Source organism: bacterium (assembly GCA_022616075.1).
In the GTDB taxonomy this organism is placed as follows: domain Bacteria; phylum Acidobacteriota; class HRBIN11; order JAKEFK01; family JAKEFK01; genus JAKEFK01.
The window spans coordinates 1-24,562 of the sequence record JAKEFK010000181.1 but is presented as its reverse complement, the minus strand read 5'-3'; the positions used below and the strand labels follow the sequence as shown (position 1 = coordinate 24,562).

The following is a 24,562-nucleotide window of genomic DNA, read 5'->3' as shown; positions in this document are numbered from 1 at the left end:
CTTTGAACTCAGTAAGACTGGTGGCGGATTTCCCCATTCTTCTTGATCCTCCAGGGTGGTTCCGCCCGAAGTGCTGCCCGAAAAAGCAGCTTTTTGAGGAACGTCAATTATATAGGTTGCAAAGGAGCAGTGTCAAGCGGAAGAGATTCTGTTTTCTAGATTTAAGCCCACTTGTTATACTGAACCACGATGCGCAGATTGGCAGTAGTTTTACTCATCATCATCCTGGGCCTTTTGTCCTTTTATTCTTATCAAAAACATCTTCGTCAACGAAAGGAAGCGATAGCAACTCAAGCTCCGCTACAGCGAAACGTTTACATGATCACCGCGTCCGGGCTGCGGGCAGATCATCTGAGCAGCTATATGTATCAGCCGATCCAGACACCCGCGATCGACTTCCTGGCCTATGACGGCGTTCGTTTTACCAACGCTTATACTCCATCCACAGAATCGTTGACGGCCCATCTTTCCATTTTGACAGGGATTTATCCGTTTCATGAGCCATTGAAAAAGACCACCGAATACCTGCTTGATCTTGGCGAACGCTCATTGCCAAAGGATTTGTTGACTCTTCCCGATATCTTGACGAGTAAGGGTTATCGGACTGCCGCCTTTCTCGCTGATCCGGAATTGCGGTTTCCCGCTTTCTTCGGAGGCGTCTTTCACCAATTCTATACGGGAGATGAAATCCTCTATCCATGGCAAACAGCTTACTCCACTGCAACGGCTTGCAAATTGGCCCGCGAGTGGATTAGAAACAACCGCGCCATTCCACATTTTCTACTTCTCAATTTCCATGAACCGACTTTTCCGTTTGAGCCTCCCGCACCGTACAACCGCCAGTATGCAAAATACCCTTATGACGGTGAGATTGCGGGTGTGGATGAGCAGGTTGGACTTTTCGTGGATCTGCTAAAGGAGCTGGGATTGTTCCAAAGATCGATCATTGTATTGACCGCTCCATACGGGGAGACTCTCGGAGATCAGAGCCGTTACGCATATCCAAACAATCCCGTGCTTCATGTTCCGCTCTTGATAACAGCTCCCGGCCTTCTGCCGCGCCATGAAAATTACGATGCTCAGGTCAGTTTGATCGATCTCGTTCCTACAATTTTGGAGTTGCTCGAACTAACGATCGATGCTCCAAAGGATGGCTTGCCCCTTTTTGGTGAAGATAAACAACAAATCTCGCGTGAATTTGTTTTGGGTACGATGCCTTTCGCAAGACTTCTTGGATTTCCCGCCGAGTATTTTGTTCGCACGGGAGAATTCCTGTATGTAAATGGAGCGGAAGAAAAGGTCATTCCGCATCACTCTGTGCCGGTGAGCGAAGCTGGAATAGCAGAAAAGATCAAGAAGGGACGGGAGATATTGAAGAAGGAAGGGATCTCGAGTGTGTCGCGCTCTGAAACAGAGGTGGAGACGGAACCTACGCTTCTTCTGGAAAAAGTGATCGAGCTTGCGCGGCAGAAACGACCGGAAATAGGGCTCGATTTGCTGCAAGTGTTTGCAGAACAGCTTCCGCAAAGCGCTTACAAAGAAACGCTGGCCGGCATGCTTTCTTCCGCCTGCGGCGATCAGGAAGGGGCTCTGGTGGCGCTCCGCAAGGCGGTACAGCTCGCCCCGACTCCGCGACCGAATCCGTTTCTGGCAAGGTCAGCGCTCGCGGCCGGACATCCGGAAGAAGCATGGGAAGCCATGAAGCGCTACAAGCGTGCGGCACCCTATTTATCATACGATGTTCGTAGTACGTACGGTATTGCGCTCTATCAGCTGAACCGCAACGAAGAGGCGCTTCTCGAATTCGATACGGTTCTTCGCCAGAATCCACGATACTCCGAAGCCTATCTTTACCGCGGCAAGATCTGGAAGAAACTGGGCCGTTTCGCTGAAGCGGAAAAAGATTGGAAGATGGCCATCGAAGTCAGCTGGAACCATGTCGCCGCATACCGTGAACTCGCTTCTCTGTTTGAAACGCATGGACAGCCGGCAGACGCCCTGCCGTATTTACGGCAGCTCCTGCGTTTCGAACCGCAAAATTATGAAGCAATGCTGCAACTGGCGATGCTTCATCAGAAGGCCGGCAATCAAGCGGAAGCGCGAAAACTCTCCCAGCAGGTGATCCTCTATTCCGATAGTGAAGAGCTGAAATCACGCGCGAAACAGATAATAAGCAGTTTTTAACGCAGAGACGCAGAGACGCAGAGACGGAGAGATTAAGAAAAACCTTATTCATTTTTTTCTCTGCGCCCCTGCGTCTCTGCGTTAAATTTTACGCTTCTTTGATGGTTTGGACCATGCGGCGCAAAGCGTGTTTCTGCGAGATGGTGAGCTCCCACTGGACCGCGATTGCGTGTTTTCCAAGACCCAGATCTTCATGCCGGATCACAGTTCCTGTGCCGACAATCTCAGCCTGTCCGGGTGAGGAAACTCGAACGATTACAGATTCACCGGGATCCAGAATTTTATTGGTCTGAATCAGGATCCCCGTTTCACTCACATTCACCGAGGTGCCGGAAAATACATCTCCGTTCTGGCGCACTTCCATCTCAACGTTGATCTCCACCCGCGGAGATGACCTTCTTTCTTCATCCATATTCTGTAGGTCCACTACCCATTAATGTATGAGTTTGGGAACTAAGTCAAGGCGAATCCTCCACCCCCTCTGTAAGAGTTAAGGGAGGTCGAAAATGAATCCGCTGCAATACAAGGCTGGGTGCTTCCTCTTCTGATCTTGAATGATAGATGCGCATCTCCAGCTTATTTACTTCGAGACGATAATCACGCCATCGAACCGGAAGTTCTACCTGTCTACCATCCGATAAAATCTTTCGGGAACGCAAAAGTTTGCCGTTCCAGACAAAATCAATCCGTATATCTTTCTCTTTTTCCGCTGGAAGAAAATCCAGTTCAACAACAATTCTCGGTTTATCTTTCAAGAACAAGGGCACATAAAGCGTGCTCACCGCGCCATTCGTTTTTCTAACTCCGTTTTCCAGAATCCAACCTTCACCAAAGAGTGGACTTTCCGCATTGAAAATTTCTTCACCGGCGCGCCGCTGAAAATAAAACACGTCTTCTCCGATGAAAAATTCCGTTAACGGACCGTAGACTGGCGTCCCGTAGCGGAGTCTATAGGCAGCCTGAACGGGAAACTGAAGACCGTACACAACCGGTTGAAAGATCGAGTAAGGTCCCTGCAGCACATCTGAAAAACGATCAGCGTGCTCGGCTTCCATGGCGCCCGCTACCGTTGACGAAACGAGAAATGAATTTAAGAAAACAAGTCCCAGCAAGAAAATCAGCAAGATGAGTCGACCGTACTTTTTCAAGGAAATGAATAACGCCGCGACACCCAAAGCAAAAATGGAAACCAGTGGCACAAAGCGACGTGAACCCACTGTGGCTGCCCCCCACCAGTCGACCTGCGCAGAATTAATCCAGGTGGTTGCAAGCACCACCGCCAGCAGCAACCATGCCCACAAGCGGTTTCTCTTGATAAGAACAAACAGCCCGGTTACTGAGAGCGCCACAACGGGAGACCAGGGAAATAAACCCTTGCGCGCCGAAAACAGTGTTTCCAAAACGAAAGGTTTCTTCCAGTAAGGAAGGAAAGTTGTGCCGCTACTGAAAAACCATTCACCGTTCAAAACGCGCCAAACAATTACTTGCGGCAAAAACCCGATCAAGCTTCCCGCTATGAAAACTCCAAACAGTTGCAGAAATTGCGATCTTTTCTTTTCATCAGGAAGGGAAAAATAAAGGACCGCAACGGGAACTGCTCCCAGAACAACATTATGCAAACGGACCATTGTCAGCGTTCCAAAAAGGATTCCCAGCGCAAACCATCTGAGTCTGGAATGTCTTCGCTCGCTTGTGAATGCAAGGAACAGAAACAACGCTATGAGCGCAAACGCGAGCGGTTCTGATATGAGAGGGAAGGTAGAAAAGTAATAATAGAGATAAGGAGTTGTGAAAAGAATGGTAGCAGTTGCACCGAAGGAAACCAGTTTTGAAAAAAAACCATTACAGAATCTGTAAGTAAAATAAAGACCTGCACAAACGTAAAAAAGGTGTCCGATCAGGATCGTATGAGTGTAAGGCCGGCTGTAACCATTCATCGGCAAATCAAAGAGATTCGCCAGTAAATGACCCCCAACAAAAAAGGGTGTCCAGTAGAGTGATAGACCTGCAGGATAGATATTCGCGGAATATCCGGCCGGGGTTCTTACCGCCAGCGCGCCGGCATCAAGGTGCCTCTCCAACTTGGAAAGCTCATACTGATTCGACAGTTCTAGATCGCCATCGATGAAAATGGAAGCGGCGTAGGAATAGTAATAAGCATCATCCACTCCAAATTGATAATCCGAGCTTCGAGATACGCGAAAGGACGCAAATAGAAACAGAATCAAGAAAGGCAATACTTCCAGTAATCGGGACCGCTTGTAATGGTGCCAGTCCCAAAACCCTTTGAACAGAGCCAGAGTCAAAGAGAAGTAGAGGAACCTCCGGGGCGCAAAGAAGAAGGGATTTCCCGGAATGATTATAGTGACCATGAAAGCAAGAATCACGATCCAGAGCAGCACAACCAGAGCTTTTGCTGCTCGGTCCGCAGTGGCTGGTTTCATAAAAAAGTAATGAGTAATGAGCAACGAGTAATAAGGCCCTCGGAAGAGAACTCATTGCTCATTGCTCTTGACTCTGGCACTTCATCACATTACTTGCATTTCTGGTTCGATTCAACGAAAGTCGCTATAATTAGGAAAATTGGAGGTGCCGGGTGAAGTGGACACTCTATCTACCACTGCTTGTTTTAGGTTCATTTTTGATGGCTGCCGGCAAGCCGGAACAACAGGTTGTTTATAAAGACAGAAACCCGGAACTGGGAATTGTTTATCGCCCCATCAATTGGGATCGCCAGCAATGGGATGAAGTATTTCGGGATCCTGCGCCTCCTGCGTCATGGGCAATTATGCCAATCGGCCGCGAAAGTTGCTCAGCACTTACTTCCTGGTGGTTGGCTGGCGTAAGAAACAAGGGTCTGCGTCCTGCAGTTTTGCTGGATCCTTTCCTCACGAAACAGGAAATCGAAAAAACGATTGATTGCTCCGTCCCTCTCGGTATCCGTCGCGTTGTTCTGGATGAATACGTCTCCTATCATTCGAAGAACCTGAAACGCAATTTGTGCACTGTTATTTCAGAAGCGCGCGACATTTACCAGAACGCCAAACGCAAGTACCCGAGCCTCCAAGTCGACATTGATGACAACTGGCATACATGGATGGTGGATCTAAGCCGTGGTCAGGCCGGCAGCTCATGCGGCTCTTATCCTTATTTTCAGTATGACCAAACCGGCATCAGCGTACTCTCGAAATATGGCAATCCCGCAACCGGTACCTGTGGCCGGCCTACCGCTGATGAAATGCGTGAGCAACTCATCGACTCAAAACAGACCGTTCGCGATTTTTCGAAATCCGGAAAAATTTTTGTCTGGCAATTAAATCAATACTGGTACCCCGGCACATCGGATGTCCTTCAAGTTCTCCGGGAAACGAAGACGCTTTATGGTTTCAATCGCTTCTTATTGTTTGGCCCAACAACAAACAATGATGAAACGGGGAATTGGGGTTACAAAAGTTCTGCTACCCGAGAGGGATGCGTTTCCTCCGGCTATCACTGGTACTTACCTGCCCGCGACTATTTAATCAGGATGACGGAAGGCGCGAAATCCAGGATGAAACTCACTCTCCCAACGGTAGCAACTCGCGGCTCCCTGATAGCGCTGGACGGCAAAATTGTTTCCAGTGGAAGCGGCGTTTCCGGAAAAGGCATAGAACTGCGCATCACGCCGCCTTCAGATTCTTTGCAACGATTCGAACGAGAATTGATAGCGCCGCCGAAAGCTCGTCTTGCCTTACTGGGAGTGCGCGTAAATCTGCAGTTGCCCCACAAAGTGATAGGCCCTGCAACATTTCAGCTTGAACGTGTTCAGTTTTCGCGAACCGGCAGTTCCAATAATCTTGTCTTTAATTCTGAATTTGATAATGGATTAAATGATTGGCTGATCATCGGCACAGCGCCGGTAACACATGGTAGCAATGGCTCCGAGAATTACCTGCAAGGCTCCGCATCGGCGAATCAGTCGATTTCCGTTACATCAATTCCGGTTTTCGTATCACCGAAACGAGCCTACACAGTGCGTTTTGATGCCCGAATTTTACAAGAGGCGCGAAACAATGGTTATTTTTTTGTGAGCTGGTACACAACAAAAGAGGTCTATCGAGACCGTATTTTCATGAATTTTCCCAGTGCGAGAACCGTGGCCAAGACCAATTCCTCGTCCAGAGGACGCTTCGCGTTCCAATGGCAACCTTCCGATCCGGGTTTCTATACCGTAGCAGCATTCTTTCCCGGATCTCCTTCCTTCCAACCGGTGCTTAAAAAGAGGCGAATCGAGATTCAATAAAGTTAAATCATTTCTTTTTTAACAGGTATAAGTCCTGAAAGGGATTACCTCTAGCTCCTTTTTCAATAAAGTCGACAAGAATCAGGTCCTTTATCATCTTATGAACCACGTAATCATATGGATGGTATGACGCTAGTTGATTTGTCCCAGGAGGTCCGTAACTTCTGGTTACCATTTCCCCGGCAAGAAAGCACGCTTGTTCAGATGCATCAAGCTGTTCCAGATAATGTTGCCCGTGCGTTGTTAAAAGCAAATATCCACCCGGCTTTATTACCCTTGCCAATTCGGCCATCCAGAGATTTTGAAGATCCTCTGTGAGATGTGTAAAAACGGAAGAGCATATGTGAAGGAGAAAGTCGCGCCCGGAAAGTTCAAAGGAGGATGTAAAGCATTGTTTTCGAATCGTCCAAAAGTCAAACTTGACTGGCACCATCGAATCAAATTCCTGTTGTAATCAGTACCGTAAATCGCTGTGTTTTTTAAATCACGCCAGTATCTCGTCACTCTTCCGCATCCGCAACCAAAGTCCAATAAACAATCGAAATCCTTTATAGACAAATTATTTTCTAATAGGGTTTCACATATGCTATCGGCAGCGGCGCGCCCGCTGCTGAAGAAGAAGCTAACGTCGGCCTTACCTGTCACCAAAGCGATAAGAAGCAGCGGAGGAATCGGAAGATTGTCAGGCGCTCCACGGACGTAATAACGAATATTTTCTCGAGCGAAGCGAAGTGAACGTATAAGGGTGTAAATTTGACGGACAGGTTCTAAAATTCCTAGTATAGCAAATAACTTCTTGAGAAAACTTTTCAAGGGCGTCATTTCTGAGATTGCTTTGACATTTCAGTTATAGTATTTTAACTGGTCACTAGTCACTGGCCACTGGTCACTTACATACAAATATGCTTGAATGGATCTGGTTGATTCCTGTCTTACCGGCAATCGGCGCTTTCATCAACGGTATTTTGGGCCAGAGATTTCCGAAAACTCTGATCCATTGGATTGCGTGCGGAACGGTCGGACTTTCCTTCCTCTTATCTGTCTTATGCGTTGCGGAATTATCAGGACTGGAACCGAAGGTTTTTGAGACAACGGTTTACAACTGGATTCCCGGCGGATCGGTAGAAAAAACACTTGGACCCGGCGCAGGGGAACAGGCGGAACTGAATATCCCTCTCGGTTTTTTACTGGATCCACTTTCAGCCGTGATGATCCTGATTGTCGCGGGCGTCGGTTTTCTCATCCATATTTATTCGATCGGATACATGTGGCATGAAGATGGTTACTACCGCTTCTTCACGTATATGAATCTCTTCATGTTCTCGATGCTTCTGCTGGTTTTGGGAAGTTCTTTTCTGACGATGTTTGTGGGATGGGAAGGAGTTGGGCTCTGTTCTTATTTGCTTATAGGGTTCTATTACAAACGGCAATCGGCTGCCGATGCAGGCAAGAAAGCGTTCATTGTAAACAGGATTGGCGATTTCGGATTCATTCTCGGTGTGCTAGCCATCTTCTCGGTTTTCGGAACACTCGAGTTCACAAAAGTGATGTCGGCAGCGCCTCAGGTGTTTCGGCCGGGTGATGCGCTTGTGATGCTGATCACTCTCGCTCTCTTTGTGGGCGCGACGGGCAAGTCCGCTCAGATCCCGCTGTATACATGGTTGCCGGATGCGATGGAAGGTCCGACTCCTGTCAGCGCGCTAATCCATGCGGCAACGATGGTTACCGCCGGCGTTTACATGATTGCGCGATGCAATGCGCTCTTTTCTCTGGCGCCCGACACTCTCCTGATCGTTGCAACAATCGGCGCCGTCACGGCTATTTTTGCGGCATCCATCGGTCTGGTGCAAAGAGACATCAAACGTGTACTCGCTTACTCCACTGTCAGCCAGTTGGGATACATGTTCCTTGCAATGGGCGTGGGCGCGTACGCCGTTGGAATTTTTCATCTCACCACGCATGCATTCTTCAAAGCTCTGTTGTTCCTCGGTTCCGGAAGCGTAATCCACGCGATGAGCGGTGAACAGGACCTGCTCAAGATGGGAGACCTTCGAAAAAGGATCCCGACCACTTTTAAAACAATGCTGGTTGGCACTATTGCAATTGCGGGAATTCCTCCGCTTGCCGGCTTCTTCAGCAAAGACGAAATCCTGTGGCAAGCGTTTTCAAGCGAACATGGAAGCAAAGTTTTCTGGATCCTTGGAACTGTCGCGGCGGCGATGACCGCTTTCTACATGTTCCGTCTTTTGTATCTCGCTTTTTATGGAAAACCGCGAATGGATCACCATACGATGGAACACATTCATGAATCGCCCCGTTCCATGACCATTCCGCTGATTATCCTTGCGGCGCTTTCGATCGTCGGTGGATGGATGGGAATTCCAAAAGTTCTGCACATCCCGAGCATGCCGGTGGATTTCTATCACTGGCTCGAACCGGTTACCGGATCGATTCACGCAGAGGGGACAGAAGTTTCGCACGGTCTTGAAATTGCATTGATGGCAGGCTCTGTTGTGGTGGCGCTGGCCGGCATCGGGCTCGCATACATGATGTATCTGCGGAGGCCTGAAGTGGCTGAGAAGATGGCTGCTACTTATCCTGGCCTGCACAGATTGCTTTTCAGAAAATACTACGTGGATGAAATCTACAATGCAGTGATCATTCAGCCGATGAAGACACTTTGTCTATTCTTCGCAGCTTTTGACTTGAAGGTGATTGACGGAATCGTAAATGGCAGCGCGTGGGCCACGCTGCGGACTTCCATCGCGTCCATCTGGTTCGATATTAATTTTGTCGATCTTGCTGTCAATCTTGTCGGCGCGATTGTGCGGTACTTCGGTGGTCTCGTTAGAAAAATGCAGACAGGTGTTGTCCAAAACTACGGCCTGATCAGTCTTTATGGATTCTTCGTTCTGCTTGCTGTGTATATGTTCTTTTATGCGAAATAGGAGTTTCTATGCCTGAAACCTACGGGTTTAGCAACGTTTTTAATTTTCCGATTCTTTCGGTGATCCTGTACATTCCGATGGTCGCCGCTCTTTACCTGATCTTTTTTGTCTCCAAGGAAAAGACGAACTTCATCCGCTGGTTCGCCAATATTGTGGCTTTCATCGACATGATCCTGTCCCTGGTTTTAATTCCCTATTTCGACTCCAGCAAGCTCACCATGCAGTTTTATGAACGGTTCCAGTGGATCCCTTCTCTTGGCGTCCAATATTTTCTGGGACTGGATGGAATCAGCTTACTGCTCACCTTGCTGACAACCATTCTTGGATTCATCGCAATCCTTTCCTCCTGGAACTCAATTCAAACGCGCGTGAAGGAGTATTACGCGTTCATGTTGATTCTACAGACCGGCATGATGGGCGTATTCATGGCGCTCGACTTCATCCTCTTTTACATCTTCTGGGAAGTCATGCTCGTTCCGATGTATTTCTTGATCGGCGTCTGGGGCGGACCCCGGAAACTTTATGCCGCGATCAAATTCTTTTTGTACACATTCCTGGGTTCCGTTTTGATGCTCCTTGGAATCCTGACGCTTTATTTTTACAACCACAGCGTGACGGGTGTATATACGTTTGATGTGCTGAAATTGATGGAAGTCGGGCTCCCGCGCGACATTCAATACTGGACCTTCCTTGCATTCTTCATTGGATTTGCAGTGAAAGTGCCGATGTTTCCGTTCCACACATGGTTGCCGGACGCTCACGTGGAGGCTCCAACCGCAGGTTCCGTGATTCTGGCAGGCGTTTTGTTGAAGATGGGAACCTATGGTTTCGTGCGTTTCTCATTGCCCTTTTTCCCGGATGCCACACACGAGCTGCTCCCCTGGATGATCGGTCTTTCGTTGATCGGAATCATCTACGGCGCGCTGGTTGCGATGATGCAGCCGGATATGAAGAAACTGATTGCTTATTCAAGCGTCAGTCACCTTGGTTTTTGCATGCTGGGAGTTTTCTGCTTGAACGAGCCTGGTCTCAATGGCGCAATGATCGTGATGATCAGTCATGGATTGAGCACAGGGGCGCTCTTCTTGATTGTGGGCCAGATTTATGAACGCCGGCACACTCGAATGATCAAAGACTTCGGCGGCTTATCGACTCCGATGCCCTCTTATGCGGCAATGTATGGAATCATTACCATGGCTTCGCTGGGACTTCCGGGATTGAGCGGATTTATTGGTGAATTTCTTGTATTGCAGGGCGCGTGGCTGAATCATGATTATCAGTGGGCTGCCTTTTTTGCGGCTTCCGGAATGGTGCTCGGCGCCGCGTATATGTTGTGGCTTTACCAGCGCGTGATGTTCGGAAAGGCGGAAGGCGAAAATGCAGCGTTGCCGGATTTGTCGTGGCGCGAGAAATGGACTTTGATTCCATTGATCGTTTTCACCTTCTGGATCGGTATTTACCCGGCGCCCTTCTTGAAGATGATGGAAAAACCGGTCAAATTCATTGTTAGTTCGGTATCGATCGAGACTGAAATGTTTCACGCTCAGAAATAGTTTTTTTTGTAATTTGTTATTTGTAATTTGGTCATTCTCTTAAGCGATGTGGGATTTCCGGTGGATCAGGCAATATTCAGATTATTTGTATCTGGGTTTGCTTTTTCCGTCCGCGATTGCCGTAGGGACACTCATGGGATATTATGCTGACCGCTGGCTCCATACAGACCCGTGGGGTAAACTACTCGGTTTTGTGTTTGGAGTTTTCGCGGGTGCACTGAATTTTTATCGCGATTATCAACGCATAACAAAAAAGAAAGATGAATCCGGCAAAAGTTAAAAAGATCTTTGTTTTGATACCGACCTTCGCGCTGGCAATTTTGCTGGTTCAGCAGAATTACAGTTGGATCTTCGGGATGCTGATCGGATTCACGGTAGCGTTGACCTCGTGTGAAATGATCCAGAAAGCCGTGAACAACAGTTTTGTTAGAAAGACCACCCGGACCGCAAAATTTTTCCTGGTAGGATTTCTTTTTCGGTTCGTATTTCTTGGCGGATTTCTATTTCTAGCGATCATTTATTTCAAAGTAAATGTGATTGCGCTCACAGTAAGTTTTACTCTTGTGCAGTTGATTTATCCCTTTTACTTGGTTCAAGCCCAGCAGAACCGGAAGCAAAATGTTTGAACATAAGCTCGGATATGTTGAGTGGTTGACAGCGCGTTTTTACGCGGTGATCGACAACATGGGATTTCATCTGGCGCATAAGCCGATGGATCACGTCTGGATGTCGCTCTTCATCTTTCTGTTTTTTGTTTTCTTCTTTGGCTACTGGAAAAGGAAATTTGGCGTTTATCCTTCTTTTATGCAGCAGACCCTGGAAGTCTATTACCGGTTCGTTCAAAACATCGTAAAGGATATGATCGGTCCCGGTTGGGAACGTTATTTTCCCCTGATCGGAACTCTGGGTCTTTTCATTCTTTTCAGCAACCTGCTCGGCTTGATTCCGATTTTCAAGTCGCCTACCAGCAGCCTGAACGTAACGTTCGCTTGCGCAATTACCGTGTTTGTCTACTATCACGCGCAGGGAATCCGTCAGCAGGGGTTGTTCAAGTATTTGAAGCATTTTGCGGGTCCCGTCTGGTGGCTTGCCTGGCTTTTCATACCTGTGGAACTCATCGGACATTTCTCGCGTCCGCTTTCTTTATCTGTTCGATTATTCGGTAACATCTTCGGCGAAGATACGATTATCTTGATCCTTTTTATGCTCGTTCCTTTCTTTGTTCCTTTGCCGTTGATGTGTCTTGCAATTTTCACGAGTTTAGTTCAAACTCTGGTGTTCATTATGCTTTCTTCTGTGTATATTGCAGGCGCAGTGGCTCACGAAGAAAGCCATGGGGAGCATACGGCGGGCCACGCGGCTCCGGCATCTGCTCACTGATTCAATCTGAAATCTAACATCTGAAATCTTAAATCTCTTTAGGGGGTACTGAAGTGGCAAAGAAAATTGTGTTCCTGTTCTTCCTGGTCGGTTTCGTCGCAATGGTCCAGCCGGTAATGGCTCAGGATACGGCAGGCGGAGCAGGCCAAACCAATCAGTGGATTGCCATCGCATGTGCTTTCGGTCTGGGATTTGCTTCCGCCTTTTGTGGAATTGCGCAAAGTATCGCTTTTCGCGCAGCCGCCGATGCAATTGGCCGGAATCCGGGCACCGCTGATACGATTCGCGGTATGCTCATCCTTGGCCTTGCATTCATCGAATCGCTGGCTATCTACGTTCTCTTGATCGCTTTCATGCTTTACTTCAAGTGGGCATAATTACATCCGGGGCGGTCCGTTTCTAAAACGGACCGTCTTTTTCTCCCTTCCTGTTCACTTTTGCACCTCTAATTCCCACAATCGAACATTGTCCTACCCGGCTCCGTCTATTACCTTTGGCACCGTGCTTGCAAAGTAGCGCGGGCGTCACGCCTGCGCGCAGACGAGACGTCCGCGCTACTTTGTTAAAGGAGAGGACGAATGAAAGCTCTGTTCAGGGAATTAGTGGTAACCTTCCGGTTTTTGTTCCGCAGTGGTGGAAGCACGCTGGTTGCTATTTTGATCCTCACATTGGGGTTAGCCGTAACCATCTTCATGTTCTCAGCGATTAACGCTTACATCCTGAAACCGCTGCCTTTTCCTGAATCAGAGCGACTGGTGCATTTGGAACACAGCACACCGGAGGATGACAGCGTTGAGGTCAACATGCACGATTTTCTTGATTGGCGAGCCACTCAAAAAAGCTTCGATAGTCTTGCAGGGTTCTATCAGGGCACGATCAATCTCAGTGGACAGACTCGCGCGGAACGTTTTGACGGCGCCTTCTTCACACACAATGTTTTGTCAGAACTCAGGGTGAAACCTTATCTCGGACGATTGTTCTTGCCTGGAGAGGATCAACCGGGCGCACCTGCTGTTGTCATTCTAGGGTTCGATTTGTGGCGGAATCGATATCAGGGAGATCAGAAAATAATCGGGAAAACGATACGCGTGAACGCAAAAGAAGCGGTTGTTGTGGGAATCATGCCGCCCGGTTTCCAGTTTCCTGTTCGGGAAGATGTCTGGGTTCCGCTTACACTAGATTTAAAAGACCTCAAACGTGGCCAGGGACCGAGCATGGAAATATTTGGAAGGTTACGCACGGGCGTGACACTTTCAGAAGCCAGAGCTGAATTTCGGACAATTTCAAGCAGGCTGGCAAAAGAATATCCTGCGACAAATAAAGAGCTGATGGCGGTACTCAAACCCTATGCGCATGAATACGTGGGCGATGAAACAAGAACCGTGATTTATACGATGTTTGCCGCGGTTCTGCTGGTATTGTTGATCGCGTGCGCGAATGTCGCCAATTTGACAGTGGTCAGAATGATCGGACGTTCCCGCGAGTTCGCGATTCGCACCGCTCTGGGAGCCGGGAGATGGCGACTCGTTCTGCAGGTCTTCACCGAATGCCTGGTGATCAGCATGGTGGCAGGAGTGATCGCAGTATTTCTCGCAGACTACGGAACGCGGATCACTTTTGAAACACTGAGAGCCAATCCCGATATGGCTCCACCTTTCTGGATCAACGAAGAAATAGACTGGCGAATCATCTCTTTTTCGGTGCTCATCGCATTTGTTTCCGCAATCCTTGCCGGTTTGCTTCCTGCATTGCGCGCCTCGCGAACCGATTTGAATACTCAGCTGCATCAAGGTGGATGGGGAATGGCTCAACCACTCGGGCGAACCAGCCGCTCTCTGGTGATCGCGCAAATCGCTTTCTCCTGCGTGCTGCTGATCCTCGCAGGATTAATGACAAGAAGCGTTTTGCACCTGGATCATGTCAAAGTTGGCGCAAATGTGAGCAACTTGTTAACCGGACGCATCGGCTTATTTGAATCAAAATATCCGGACGCAGATTCGCAAGTCCGTTTTTACGATGCGCTTGTGGTAAAGCTTTCAGCGCTGCCAAACACCAAAGGAGCAACACTTTCTACAAGCTTGCCCGGCACATTTACCGGTTTTGATTTCTTTTCAACGGACAAAATGAAGGGAGATGAATCCAGAAAGCCGATCGCCTGGCAGATTGTGATTGCGCCTAATTATTTTCAAGTTTTGGAAATCCCTGTCTTCAAGGGACGTTCTTTCGATTCGCGAGATCATAAGGACGGGCAGAAAGTTGCGATTGTGAATCAGATGCTGGTAGACAAATTCTGGCAGGGAGAGAATCCAATCGGAAGAAGGCTCCGTCTCGGTCAGAACCAGGATCAGGGAGAATGGCTCACCGTTGTGGGAGTAACTCCCAATGTTTTGCAGAATGAATTGGAGGAAGAGTTGATGCCGGCGGTTTACTTGCCGATAGCGCAGACTGAGGCGCGTTTCATCAGTCTCATCGTTCGGACGCAAGGGGATCCGATGCATCTATCGGACAGTTTGCGCAAGACCGTAGAAGAACTCGATCCTGATCTGCCGGTTTACTGGCTGCGACCCCTGGAAGAGTGGATCCGGCTCAATCGTTTTGACAGCACCTTCATGGCCACTCTGTTCGGAATCTTTGCGATCGTTGCCATCGCGCTGGCAGCAGCCGGACAGTATTCTGTGCTCGCATACACGGTCGGCCAACGCACGAAAGAAATCGGTGTTCGTCGCGCCCTCGGTGCTCTCGATCAAACCATTTTGAAGCTCTTCTTGAATCAGGGTCTCAGGCAATTCCTGATTGCTCTTCTCATCGGTTTGCCCATCGCAATGGGTTTTGCGCGCCTGCTGGCAAATCAGTTCGTCGGCGTAAGCTCGTTTGATCCCACCACTCTTGTGGTAGTTCCTATGGCTCTGCTCCTGGTGACTGTCGTCGCAGCGATCTTTCCCGCCCGGCGCGCCCTCCGCGTCGATCCCGCCGTTGCGCTCCGAGCCGAGTAAAACGAAGTAGCGCGGGCGTCACGCCCGCGAGATTTGGGCGCCGACGAAACGTCGCTGCTACTTTACTGAGCAGGCGTCTCATAATTGACTTGATAATCCCGGGAAACCGTTACAATCCATTGTTCTATGGTTCCTGATTTGAGCCTGTGCGTATAAAAAACGATTTGAACGCCACCATTTGATTCCTGAATAGAGGGAAGAGCTACGGGAACTCCGTAGCGTTTTAACGTTTTATTTCGCAAAAGACTGTCGCTGAGCAATGGCTCACTATCCCCCATTTTTACGTGAAGCATCCGAAACAAAATCACAAACTGATCTGCATTGAGATTTCTTTTGTGAAGAAAGTTTTCCATCTTTAGAAGACGAGCAAAGCTGTCCGATTCAGCGGAAGAAAAGAATTCATTTTCAAGCAGGATGCAATATTCGTAGATGTGGCCATGACTTCCTTTTTTTTCTGCGTAAAAAATGGAGTATCGTTCGGGCAATAAGGGGATTGGACTTTCTTCGACAAACAACTCCTGTTCTGAAATCGAAAGGGAGGACGTTAGATGTTGTAGAACTTTTTTCGTGGTACTGTCCTGTGAATTCATTTCCCGCGCCCTTAATGATTATCGATATTACCTTGCCTGTTTAAGTAATCTGAGTTTTGCCCACCAGGCGCCTGAGCCAGCATCAAACGCAATTCTTCAGGGCTTGTGATGACCGGCGGATCCTGTGCGAGTCGGTCTCGTACCGTTTGAACAACTGCCCGGAGATTGGGATCATTCCGGTAAAGTCTTCGCAAGTGGTCATAGCCGGATCCACCGGGTGGATCCAGTACCAAATTGTCCAGGACATCACGCATCTGAGCCGCATCGGGTGGATTTCCATCTACGGCCGTATCGCCTACGAACCAGGCTCGATATTCATCCAGAAATCTGTCCCGGGTGCCGGATGCTGTATTTCCATTTAAAACATGATTGACTTCATGTGTGGCGGTATCCACGATTTCATTTCTGTCTCCAAGACGTTCGAAATTAAAGTACGCCGTGTTATTGTCCATGAAACCATCCGATCGATCGTTATGTCTGTGTCCGATTCCCATCGGCACTGTGCCATTCACAAGGTGATTCAATGTATTTCTAGCCGCTGCATTATTTGGATTCAAAACTGAATGAGCGGAAAGTTCAAAGATGATGTTTTGAGCTTGAACCCGATCATCTGGATTCATCCCCCGATAGCTTTCTGTTTGTGCAAACCGGATCAGATTCTCGCCAATTTGCCTGCGATGTTCAAAATTCAGTCCTTCCTCTTGAATGCCGACATACCCAATAATACCGGTCCGCGTATCTTGATCTAATCCGTGAAAATCGAGATGTTCCGTTAATTCTGTAAAGTTCCGTTCAAGGCTGGGGTCCCACCCCATGTGATTGAGCATTTGCTCACGATCACTTTCTGTCAGTAAATCGTATCCAGGATTGGAAACTAATCTTGCTGCGCTGCCCGGAAGCTCCTGAAAAAACCGGTCGGGGCATCCCTGAAAATCGCCATTTCGTTCCATGCGTGTGTAGAATTCCAGAATTTCGGTTCTTCGTTCAGAATTTAAATTTCTAAATTCCTCACTCATGCCAAATCCCTGATAAAGCTGTGAGAGCTCCCGGCTTCCGGGTCTTTCTCCCATAGCACGCAGCATCAGATTCTGTTCGGATACCGGGCTGCCGTGGAATCCGGGTGTTGTGACCACATCGATGATATTGCCAACAGCTTGAGGATCTGTCTGATGCCTTTCAATAAGCCTGTGAATTTGATTGTCGGTTTCCGAATCAAAATGAATGAATCTGGGATCGTGTCGTGCTCGTGCCACGAGCCTGGCGGTTTCTATTCTGTTGGATTGATCCGTTGGAGCAGCGGGACCCGACGTCATCTCACGGTTCATGCGTTCCAGGAACCCCTGTCCAGGTTCCGCTCGAAGGCTCATATCCGAAACAGCCATCCCAACCAGTTCCCGGTGAGTTGTGTTGCGAACCAGCTCAGTGGCCAATCTTTGCCTTTCTTCAGGATTGAATCTATTGAAAACCTGATCGACCGTTTCATTTGCCCGATCAGGATCCGCTCTTCTGAGCTCCGCAAGCTCTCTTCCGAGGTTCGCTGCATCTTGTGAATTGAGATGTCTGGCGGGACCAATATATTCATACTCGGTTCCACCGGAAGCTGTTTGGCGAGGGACCAACATTTGACCGGTAAACGGGCGCGACGGATGACTCTGTTGATCGGTACTCTCCAATCCCGCAGTCTCCCCTCCACCTTTCGCCAGAAGGCTTCTTAGCTGTGCCTCTCTTGCTCGACCATCGAAGTTTTTCTCCACAATCCTCGCTTGTGCCTCTCTTGCTGAAGCTCGCACCGGAGGAGATTCTGTTTGTGACGCCGATGGACTGTTTTTGGTAGAGTCCGGATGTGAGGACTCCGAAGTTTGCTCTACCGCTGGTTGAGGATTAATCGGGCTTGAGCCAGATTTTCCGACTTTACCCATTGGATTCCTTCCTCAATTTCTGATACCGCTCTCTGGAGCGTCGCAAGGATAATTGTCGGCAAAAGAACAAATATGTTGCTTGCTATTATCTAGTTTAGGACGGCGGACGGAAGTGTGCAAATGAGAGTGCCAGAATATTATTTTAATAATTAATAAAATTCAAAATAATATATTGCATTATTTTCCAATTCAAATTATTATATTGCATTTGAAACTGGACCCTGTTGATTTAAAGATTTTGAGCATCCTCCAACGGGAGGGCAGGATCACGAATTTCCGGCTCGCGAAAAGAATTGGCCTGACTCCAGCGCCGACGTTGATGCGGGTGAAAAAGCTGGAAGAAGCCGGTTACATCAAGCGTTTTGTGGCGCTGCTGGATACTGTAAAGCTCGGATTGCCCGTAACTGCATTTGTACATGTGATTCTGGAAGCGCACAACCGGAAAACGACGCTTGATTTCATGCAGGCCATCCAGAAATTTCCGGAGGTGCTCGAATGCCACCATATTGCCGGTGATGAGGATTTTTTGTTGAAAGTGGTTGCAGCAAGTCCGGGAGAATATGAGAACTTTGTTTTGGGAAAACTCACAAAAGTAGGTGGAATTGAGAAAGTGAAAACCACCTTTGTGTTGTCTTCCTCAAAACTGGAAACAGCGATCCCAGTTTTAAAACGCCAGGACGCCAAGACGCCAAGTTAAAACGAAATAATATTTTCTTGGCTTACTCGGCGACTTGGCGGTTAGAAACTAAAAGGAGGGATAGATAAATGAAATTCTTAACAGCTTTAGATTTTGATTTTGCATTTGTTGCATTCTCTTCCCTCTTTTCTATCATCAATCCGATTTCAACCGCTCCGATTTTCGTTTCGATGACGGAAGGAGGAATCGACAGAAAAAGGACGGCCTGGCGCACCTCGATCTCTGCCGGCATCACCCTGGCGCTTTTTGCGGCCATGGGAGGGGCGATCTTCGCATTTTTCGGGATCACTGTGCCGGCTTTTCAAATTGCTGGTGGTATTCTCTTCACGCTGATGTCCGTGCAAACCCTGATGGACGGAAAACCCGAAGTGCCGGAAGATACTGAGGGCGCTGATCCTTCGATTGTGCCGCTGGGAATTCCCATGATTGCAGGGCCGGGAGCGATCTCGACTGTGATGGTTCTTGTGGGACAGGCGCAGAGTGGTTTCCGTTTGTTTGCTCTCGCAACGGCAATTCTTTTGAATATCATCCTGACACTCGTGATCCTGTTGGCCTCTCCCTGGATTGTGAGACGACTCGGCCTGACCGGGCAAAAGATCACTGCCAAGATCATGGGATTGATCACACTGGTAATCGGTGTTCAGTTTGTAATCAATGGATCGGTTTCCGTGTTTACGGAAATCCTCAAAGCAGCGCGCAGCTGAGTAAAACCGCCAAGGCGCCAAGCCGCAAAGGAAAAGAGAGAATCAGGTATAGATCTTGGCGCCTTGGCGTCTTGGCGGTTGACTAATGGGGTTTTGCTCCGTTCAATAGATCCAGCGCATGAAACAGGAGCGGCTTGAGCACTTCGACTGAGTGAGCCATGGCTTTTGTGCTGCCTGGCAGATTGATAAGCAGCTTGTTTCCGGCGGTTCCGGCTTCGCCGCGGGAAAGCCAGCTGAGGAATGTTTGCGCAGCCCCCGCCTGGCGAAGAATTTCCGCGATGCCGGGAGCGGGACGCTCGATCACTTCCCGCGTCGCTTCCGGAGTAACGTCCCGAGGGGAAAAACCGGTGCCGCCCGTCGTCATAATGAGATGCAGATCGGGTCTTTGAATACACTTTCGTAGTACGCTCACTATAGTACTATGATCATCGGGGACGATCTCGGTGAATTCGACCTGGATTCCGAAGGATTGCAACGCCTCTATGAGGGCCGGGCCGGAGCGATCCTCACTCTCTTTCCGGTAACAGCTATCGCTGACGGTGATCACCGCGGCGGCGTACTTCATGTGTCCCTTCTCAGGTAGTGTCCGCTCTTTCCCCCTTCCTTTTCCACAAGCTGAATGGATCCGATTTCCAGTCCCTTGTCGATCCCTTTACACATGTCGTACACAACGAGTGCGGCGACCGAAACTGCTGTCAACGCCTCCATTTCGGCGCCTGTTTTCGCATCCACTTTTATTTCCGCGCGGATCCTCACTTCACGGGCTACGAGTTCCACGTTCACTTCAATGCCGGAGATGGGAATGGGATGGCACAACGGGATGAGCTCCGCTGTCTTTTTTGCGGCCTGTATCCCGGCGATTCTGGCAACCTCCAAAACATTTCCTTTGGCTACTTCATTTTTCCGGATTGCTTTCTCAACTGCCGGCGTCAATAGCACTTTCCCTTCCGCCACGGCGCGCCGGGATGTGATCGCCTTTCCCGACACATCGACCATCCTGGTCTTACCTTTTTTGTCCATATGCGTAAACGAATTTGACAAAATTGATCGCTCCTGTAGAATCAACAATTTACTTTATTAAACCACAGAGTAATTCGATCATGGAGAAAACAATTCTCGCTTCTGCTCCGCCTCTAACTCCGATGCAGAAGCTGAAACTCTATATCGATTTTGCGCGACCTTTCACATTGATTGCGCCGGCATTCGGAGTCATTTCCGGCGGCATTACTGCATGGGGAGCGAAGCCGATCACGCCTTATCATCCCGAAGTGTTGCTCTCCATATTGATGGGCAGCTTGATGGCGGCATTTTTAAATTCCTTCTCCAACACAATCAACCAGATTTACGATTTGCCGATTGATCGCATCAACAAACCCACGCGTCCGCTTCCATCCGGAAAAATGTCGATTCGTGAAGCCTGGATCGTAACGGTAGTTTACCTCGCGCTTGCGTGGACTCTGGCCTGGTTTGTCACACCGTACGGACATTCGGACGATCATTCGTTTTTCTGGATCGTTTTGATTGCATCGGTAATGACGTACATGTATTCGGCTCCACCATTTCGGACAAAACGTCGTGGCGTTCTTGCCAACATCACGGTGGCAATTCCTCGCGGCATTCTTTTAAAAGTTGCCGGATGGTCTACTGTGAAAGTGATCTGGGGAGCGGAGCCCTGGTACATCGGAACGATTTTCGGACTCTTCTTACTGGGAGCAACCACGACCAAGGATTTTGCGGACATGAAAGGGGATGCGGCGGATGGCTGCCGCACTCTGCCGATTGTGTATGGTCCGAAAAAGGCAGCCTGGATGATCAGTCCATTTTTTGTTTTTCCCTTCATATTGATTCCAATCGGTGTTGCAAAAGGAATTCTCACCGGAAACGCAATGTTCCTTAATGTGCTTGGATTTTTGCTTTCGATTTACGGCATCTACACGGTCTATACAATGGTCCGCAAACCGGAAGAGCTTGCCACAGATGCAAATCACGTTTCCTGGGCTCATATGTATCGAATGATGTTTGTGGGCCAGGCCGGATTTATGCTTGCCTACCTGATCGAGCTCTTTTAACGCGGAGACGTGGAGACGCAGAGAGAAATTAAGCTTTTTTTATTCTTTCTCTGCGTCTCTGCGACTCTGCGTTAGAATTCTACATTCTGGGGTGTACAGTATATTTTGAGGCGGGTGTGGCGCGGCCGAAGGCCCAGCTGCGGATTTTCTTCATTTGATCTTCCATCGTTTTCGAAAGGGGCACGGTGCGGGAAGTATTGCGTGTAATGTCGTCAATGGTGAAAGCGCGACCTTCGTGATACGCTTCGATTCGCGCGGCCACCACGGCCTGTTCGATTTCAGCGCCGTTCCAGCCTTTCGTTGCTGCGGCCAAAAATACCAGGTCAAATTGCACTATGTCGGCTCCATTCCGGCGCAAGTAAATCTCAAAAATCTGTTTTCGTTCTTCATCGTTGGGAAGATCGACAAAGAAGATCTGATCGAAGCGGCCTTTGCGCAAAACTTCCGCAGGGATTGCCTGGATCCTGTTGGCTGTTGCCGCAACGAAAATCAAATGGGGCTTTTCCTGCATCCATGTAAGAAACGTTGCAAATACATAAGGATTCGAACCACGTCCCTGCCCTTCATCCATGCCCAGACTGTTTTCGATTTCATCGATCCAGAGAACCGCAGGAGCGACCGCTTCCACGGTTTTCAAAGCGCGGTGAAAAGACAATTCGGGACTCCCATACATCCCGGAGAAGACCAGGTTCATATCCAACCGGAAGAGGGGAACCTTCCACAACGCTGAAATGGCTTTTGCAGATAGACTCTTCCCGCAGCCACTCATCCCCATCACGAGAATTCCTTTGGGAATTGGCACGCCATCTTCCAGCGCTTTCTTGCTGAATAGTTTTTCGCGTTTGGTCAACCAATCTTTTAGATTGTCCAGGCCACCGATCGTGCTGATGTCATAGTCGGGAGGGATGAATTCCAGAAATCCGCTTTTCTTAACAATCATCTCCTTCTCCGCAAAAATTTCCTTCATGATCTCTACGGAATCGGTTTTTTTTGCTCGAAGGATCCTGTGAACGATATGGCTTAATTCGTTCAAAGTAAGACCTTTCAATCCAAAACACATCTGGCTGACCACAGTATCATCCAGGGTGGATTGCGGATAACTCTGGAGAATTTTTCTGATCTGTTTTGTAATTTCATTTTCATCAGGCAGATCCATGTCGATCAACAGAATTTCTTTGCTCAACGATTCCGGTATGTTGAGCTCCGGCGAAACGATAAACAAAAAACAATCTTTTGCAGGAAGGGAGTAATAGGCATCGCGCAAGGACCTGACGATGGCAGGATCTTTCATGTAAGCGGAAAAATCCTTGAGGACAAAAATTCCTTTTTTCTCGCCGCGTAGGATCGAATTCAGCACTGCAGCCGGATCCATCTTTTCGCCTGAGAATCCGGAAACGCTGCTCCAGATGTGAAATGAATCGTTGTTACCGAAGATCTTGGTGGCGAAGGCTTCGAGAATTTGCAGGGCGCGGTTTTCTTCCCACGTCAACAAATAGATAAGGGGATATTTGCCGAGAACTGCATTTCGAATCTTATCAACCGTCGTCATTTTTTTAACAGAAGATCGCGAAGGACGGAAGATTAATTTAATTTATTTTTCCTTTGCGATCTTCGCGTTCTTCTGTTAAAAAAAGGCCGTGGTTTATTCTAACATGTTATAATTCCAGCCTTATGGCGAATCCGGAGCATTTACGGCTCTTGAATACGCCGACATGGAATCACTGGAGAAAATCGAACACCACAACAACTCCGGATTTTGTCGGCGCAGATCTTTCTGGCATGGATTTGACCCAGAAAGACCTTCACCAAGCGCACTTCTCCAATGCAAACCTTGCCGGAACGAATTTTGATTCCGCAGACCTGAGCGGCTCACTCATGACGGGCGCACAGCTTCAGGGCACGCGCTTCCATAAAGCAAAAATGGAAGGAATCCATCTCGATTATGCGAACCTGAACAACATGGATTTCACCGGCGCCAACTTGAAAAGCGCTGTGTTGAGGTACGCGAATTTGTTAGGCTGCAATCTTTCCGCTTGCAATCTTATGTTTGCGATTTTCGATGGCGCGGTAATGGTGGGCGCCAACATGTCCGTTGCCAATCTCGAACAGGCAAGTTTTCGGGGCAGTAAGCTGCAAAACGTGAATCTCTTTGATGCAAAGCTCAGGCATACTTCGTTTGAAACTGCGGACGCATCGGGCGCAAATTTCATGAAAGCAGACCTGACCAGCGCCGTGCTGAATCAGGCCGTCCTAAAGAAAACTCGCTGGGAAGGAGCTCAGTTCAATCTGACTTCCGCAAAGAGCGCCGATCTTACGGATTCAAACTTCCATCTGGCCGAAATCAAGGATTCCATTTTCGATCACGCCATTCTTACGCGGTGCGATTTCACGAAAGCAAAAGTTTATAAATCGTCTTTTCGCCATGCCCAGATGCAAAGAACGAAGCTTGCAAATGCCAAATTTGAAGATTCTCCTCTTTCCAATGCGCTATTCGAAGAGACCGATTTCCGTTTTGTGAATTTAAAGAATTGTTCATTGGATTATGCGGATCTTCGCAACACAAATTTTTACAAGCAAACGCTTCAAGATCTGAATCTGGATGGCGCAAATCTTTCTGATGCCGATTTTCGCGAAGCGGAGCTCACGAAGTGCACCCTGCGGCAAGCCTTGTTGCAACGAACTCATTTCAGAAAGGCGCAAATGAAAGATTGCGATCTATCTAAACTGAAAGCTCGGGAATGTGATTTCGGCGGATGTCAGCTCTCGCTTTGTAATCTATCGGGCGCAGACCTGACTGAAGCTGACTTGCGATTTGCGGTTTTGATTGGTGCGAATCTGAAAAGCGCGCGGCTTGTGCACGCAGATTTGACCTGTTCCGATTTGCGGCAAGCCCAGCTGGTCGGCGCGAATTTTTGGGGCGCGACCCTGAAAAAAGCGCATCTCGAAGGAAATACCAGACTTGCTGTTTTACCCTTCCTGGTTTTGGGGAAAATGATCTTTCCGATTCAAAAGAGACTGCGTGAAGGCAAAATCCGAAAGGAAAAACTGAAACAACAACGCGCCCAGGAACTCATTAACGCAAAGGCGCCAAGACGCTAAGATTTTAACGCAGAGACGCAAAGACGCAGAGACGCAGAGACGATTAAAACTTCTCTTTTCAGAATCTCAGATTTTGTTCACGTTTTTTCAGACATAGGAAAGTCCCACCTCGGTCATCAGATTCTTGAACGTTCGATCGATGGT

At 48.5% G+C, this 24,562-nt stretch carries 21 protein-coding genes; 13 read left to right on the top strand and 8 right to left on the bottom strand.

What is annotated here, in order from left to right:
- Positions 1 to 189: 189 nt before the first annotated feature.
- Positions 190 to 2,184 carry a sulfatase-like hydrolase/transferase gene (locus tag L0156_14370; protein MCI0604180.1) on the top strand — a complete coding sequence of 665 codons (1,995 nt, stop codon included), beginning with the start codon at positions 190 to 192 and terminating at the stop codon, positions 2,182 to 2,184.
- 88 nt (positions 2,185 to 2,272) lie between these two features.
- Here the strand turns inward: L0156_14370 and L0156_14365 are convergent, their stop codons facing one another.
- Both L0156_14365 and L0156_14360 read right to left on the bottom strand, forming a co-directional pair.
- Positions 2,273 to 2,596, bottom strand: a complete 324-nt coding sequence (locus L0156_14365; protein ID MCI0604179.1) for a PilZ domain-containing protein — start codon at positions 2,594 to 2,596, stop codon at positions 2,273 to 2,275.
- Between the two features lie 46 nt (positions 2,597 to 2,642).
- Positions 2,643 to 4,628: a hypothetical protein gene (locus L0156_14360; protein ID MCI0604178.1), complete on the bottom strand. Its 1,986-nt coding sequence runs from the start codon at positions 4,626 to 4,628 to the stop codon at positions 2,643 to 2,645.
- 152 nt (positions 4,629 to 4,780) lie between these two features.
- Here L0156_14360 and L0156_14355 point away from each other — a divergent pair, with 152 nt between their 5' ends.
- Entirely contained in the window at positions 4,781 to 6,466 is a 1,686-nt protein-coding gene (locus tag L0156_14355) for a hypothetical protein (protein MCI0604177.1), read from the top strand.
- A gap of 7 nt (positions 6,467 to 6,473) precedes the next feature.
- Here L0156_14355 and L0156_14350 read toward each other — a convergent pair whose 3' ends face one another.
- A complete protein-coding gene (locus L0156_14350) occupies positions 6,474 to 6,749 on the bottom strand; it encodes a hypothetical protein (GenBank protein ID MCI0604176.1) in 276 nt (91 codons plus the stop codon).
- Between the two features lie 619 nt (positions 6,750 to 7,368).
- On the opposite strand from L0156_14350, the gene nuoL reads away from it, so the two are divergent.
- From nuoL to L0156_14315, 7 genes are all read left to right on the top strand, one after another.
- Positions 7,369 to 9,414: an NADH-quinone oxidoreductase subunit L gene (gene nuoL, locus L0156_14345; GenBank protein MCI0604175.1), complete on the top strand. Its 2,046-nt coding sequence runs from the start codon at positions 7,369 to 7,371 to the stop codon at positions 9,412 to 9,414.
- Between the two features lie 8 nt (positions 9,415 to 9,422).
- Positions 9,423 to 10,967 (top strand): NADH-quinone oxidoreductase subunit M, encoded by a 1,545-nt coding sequence (locus L0156_14340; GenBank protein MCI0604174.1) that lies wholly within the window; start codon positions 9,423 to 9,425, stop codon positions 10,965 to 10,967.
- 46 nt (positions 10,968 to 11,013) lie between these two features.
- Complete coding sequence (locus L0156_14335) at positions 11,014 to 11,247, top strand: AtpZ/AtpI family protein (protein MCI0604173.1); 234 nt, start codon at positions 11,014 to 11,016, stop codon at positions 11,245 to 11,247.
- Positions 11,228 to 11,593 (top strand): hypothetical protein, encoded by a 366-nt coding sequence (locus L0156_14330; GenBank protein MCI0604172.1) that lies wholly within the window; start codon positions 11,228 to 11,230, stop codon positions 11,591 to 11,593. The genes L0156_14335 and L0156_14330 overlap by 20 nt, the downstream gene beginning before the upstream one ends.
- Complete coding sequence (gene atpB / locus L0156_14325) at positions 11,586 to 12,347, top strand: F0F1 ATP synthase subunit A (protein MCI0604171.1); 762 nt, start codon at positions 11,586 to 11,588, stop codon at positions 12,345 to 12,347. Before L0156_14330 ends, atpB begins: the two co-directional genes overlap by 8 nt.
- Before the next feature lie 53 nt (positions 12,348 to 12,400).
- A complete protein-coding gene (locus tag L0156_14320; protein MCI0604170.1) occupies positions 12,401 to 12,724 on the top strand; it encodes an ATP synthase F0 subunit C in 324 nt (107 codons plus the stop codon).
- A gap of 201 nt (positions 12,725 to 12,925) precedes the next feature.
- Positions 12,926 to 15,340, top strand: a complete 2,415-nt coding sequence (locus L0156_14315; protein MCI0604169.1) for an ABC transporter permease — start codon at positions 12,926 to 12,928, stop codon at positions 15,338 to 15,340.
- A gap of 62 nt (positions 15,341 to 15,402) precedes the next feature.
- Here the strand turns inward: L0156_14315 and L0156_14310 are convergent, their stop codons facing one another.
- Positions 15,403 to 15,930 carry a hypothetical protein gene (locus L0156_14310; protein ID MCI0604168.1) on the bottom strand — a complete coding sequence of 176 codons (528 nt, stop codon included), beginning with the start codon at positions 15,928 to 15,930 and terminating at the stop codon, positions 15,403 to 15,405.
- 11 nt (positions 15,931 to 15,941) lie between these two features.
- Positions 15,942 to 17,849 (bottom strand): hypothetical protein, encoded by a 1,908-nt coding sequence (locus L0156_14305; protein MCI0604167.1) that lies wholly within the window; start codon positions 17,847 to 17,849, stop codon positions 15,942 to 15,944.
- 208 nt (positions 17,850 to 18,057) lie between these two features.
- On the opposite strand from L0156_14305, the gene L0156_14300 reads away from it, so the two are divergent.
- Together L0156_14300 and L0156_14295 are read left to right on the top strand one after the other, a co-directional pair.
- Positions 18,058 to 18,546, top strand: a complete 489-nt coding sequence (locus tag L0156_14300; protein MCI0604166.1) for an Lrp/AsnC family transcriptional regulator — start codon at positions 18,058 to 18,060, stop codon at positions 18,544 to 18,546.
- Between the two features lie 68 nt (positions 18,547 to 18,614).
- A complete protein-coding gene (locus L0156_14295) occupies positions 18,615 to 19,250 on the top strand; it encodes a MarC family protein (GenBank protein MCI0604165.1) in 636 nt (211 codons plus the stop codon).
- An 82-nt stretch (positions 19,251 to 19,332) separates the two neighbouring features.
- On the opposite strand, the gene L0156_14290 is transcribed toward L0156_14295, so the two are convergent.
- Together L0156_14290 and moaC are read right to left on the bottom strand one after the other, a co-directional pair.
- A complete protein-coding gene (locus L0156_14290; GenBank protein MCI0604164.1) occupies positions 19,333 to 19,815 on the bottom strand; it encodes a MogA/MoaB family molybdenum cofactor biosynthesis protein in 483 nt (160 codons plus the stop codon).
- Complete coding sequence (moaC, locus tag L0156_14285) at positions 19,812 to 20,270, bottom strand: cyclic pyranopterin monophosphate synthase MoaC (protein ID MCI0604163.1); 459 nt, start codon at positions 20,268 to 20,270, stop codon at positions 19,812 to 19,814. The genes L0156_14290 and moaC overlap by 4 nt, the downstream gene beginning before the upstream one ends.
- Before the next feature lie 80 nt (positions 20,271 to 20,350).
- Here moaC and L0156_14280 point away from each other — a divergent pair, with 80 nt between their 5' ends.
- Positions 20,351 to 21,319, top strand: a complete 969-nt coding sequence (locus L0156_14280) for a UbiA family prenyltransferase (GenBank protein ID MCI0604162.1) — start codon at positions 20,351 to 20,353, stop codon at positions 21,317 to 21,319.
- A 79-nt stretch (positions 21,320 to 21,398) separates the two neighbouring features.
- On the opposite strand, the gene L0156_14275 is transcribed toward L0156_14280, so the two are convergent.
- Entirely contained in the window at positions 21,399 to 22,868 is a 1,470-nt protein-coding gene (locus L0156_14275) for an AAA family ATPase (GenBank protein MCI0604161.1), read from the bottom strand.
- 122 nt (positions 22,869 to 22,990) lie between these two features.
- Here L0156_14275 and L0156_14270 point away from each other — a divergent pair, with 122 nt between their 5' ends.
- Positions 22,991 to 24,418 (top strand): pentapeptide repeat-containing protein, encoded by a 1,428-nt coding sequence (locus L0156_14270; protein ID MCI0604160.1) that lies wholly within the window; start codon positions 22,991 to 22,993, stop codon positions 24,416 to 24,418.
- Positions 24,419 to 24,562: the final 144 nt, after the last annotated feature.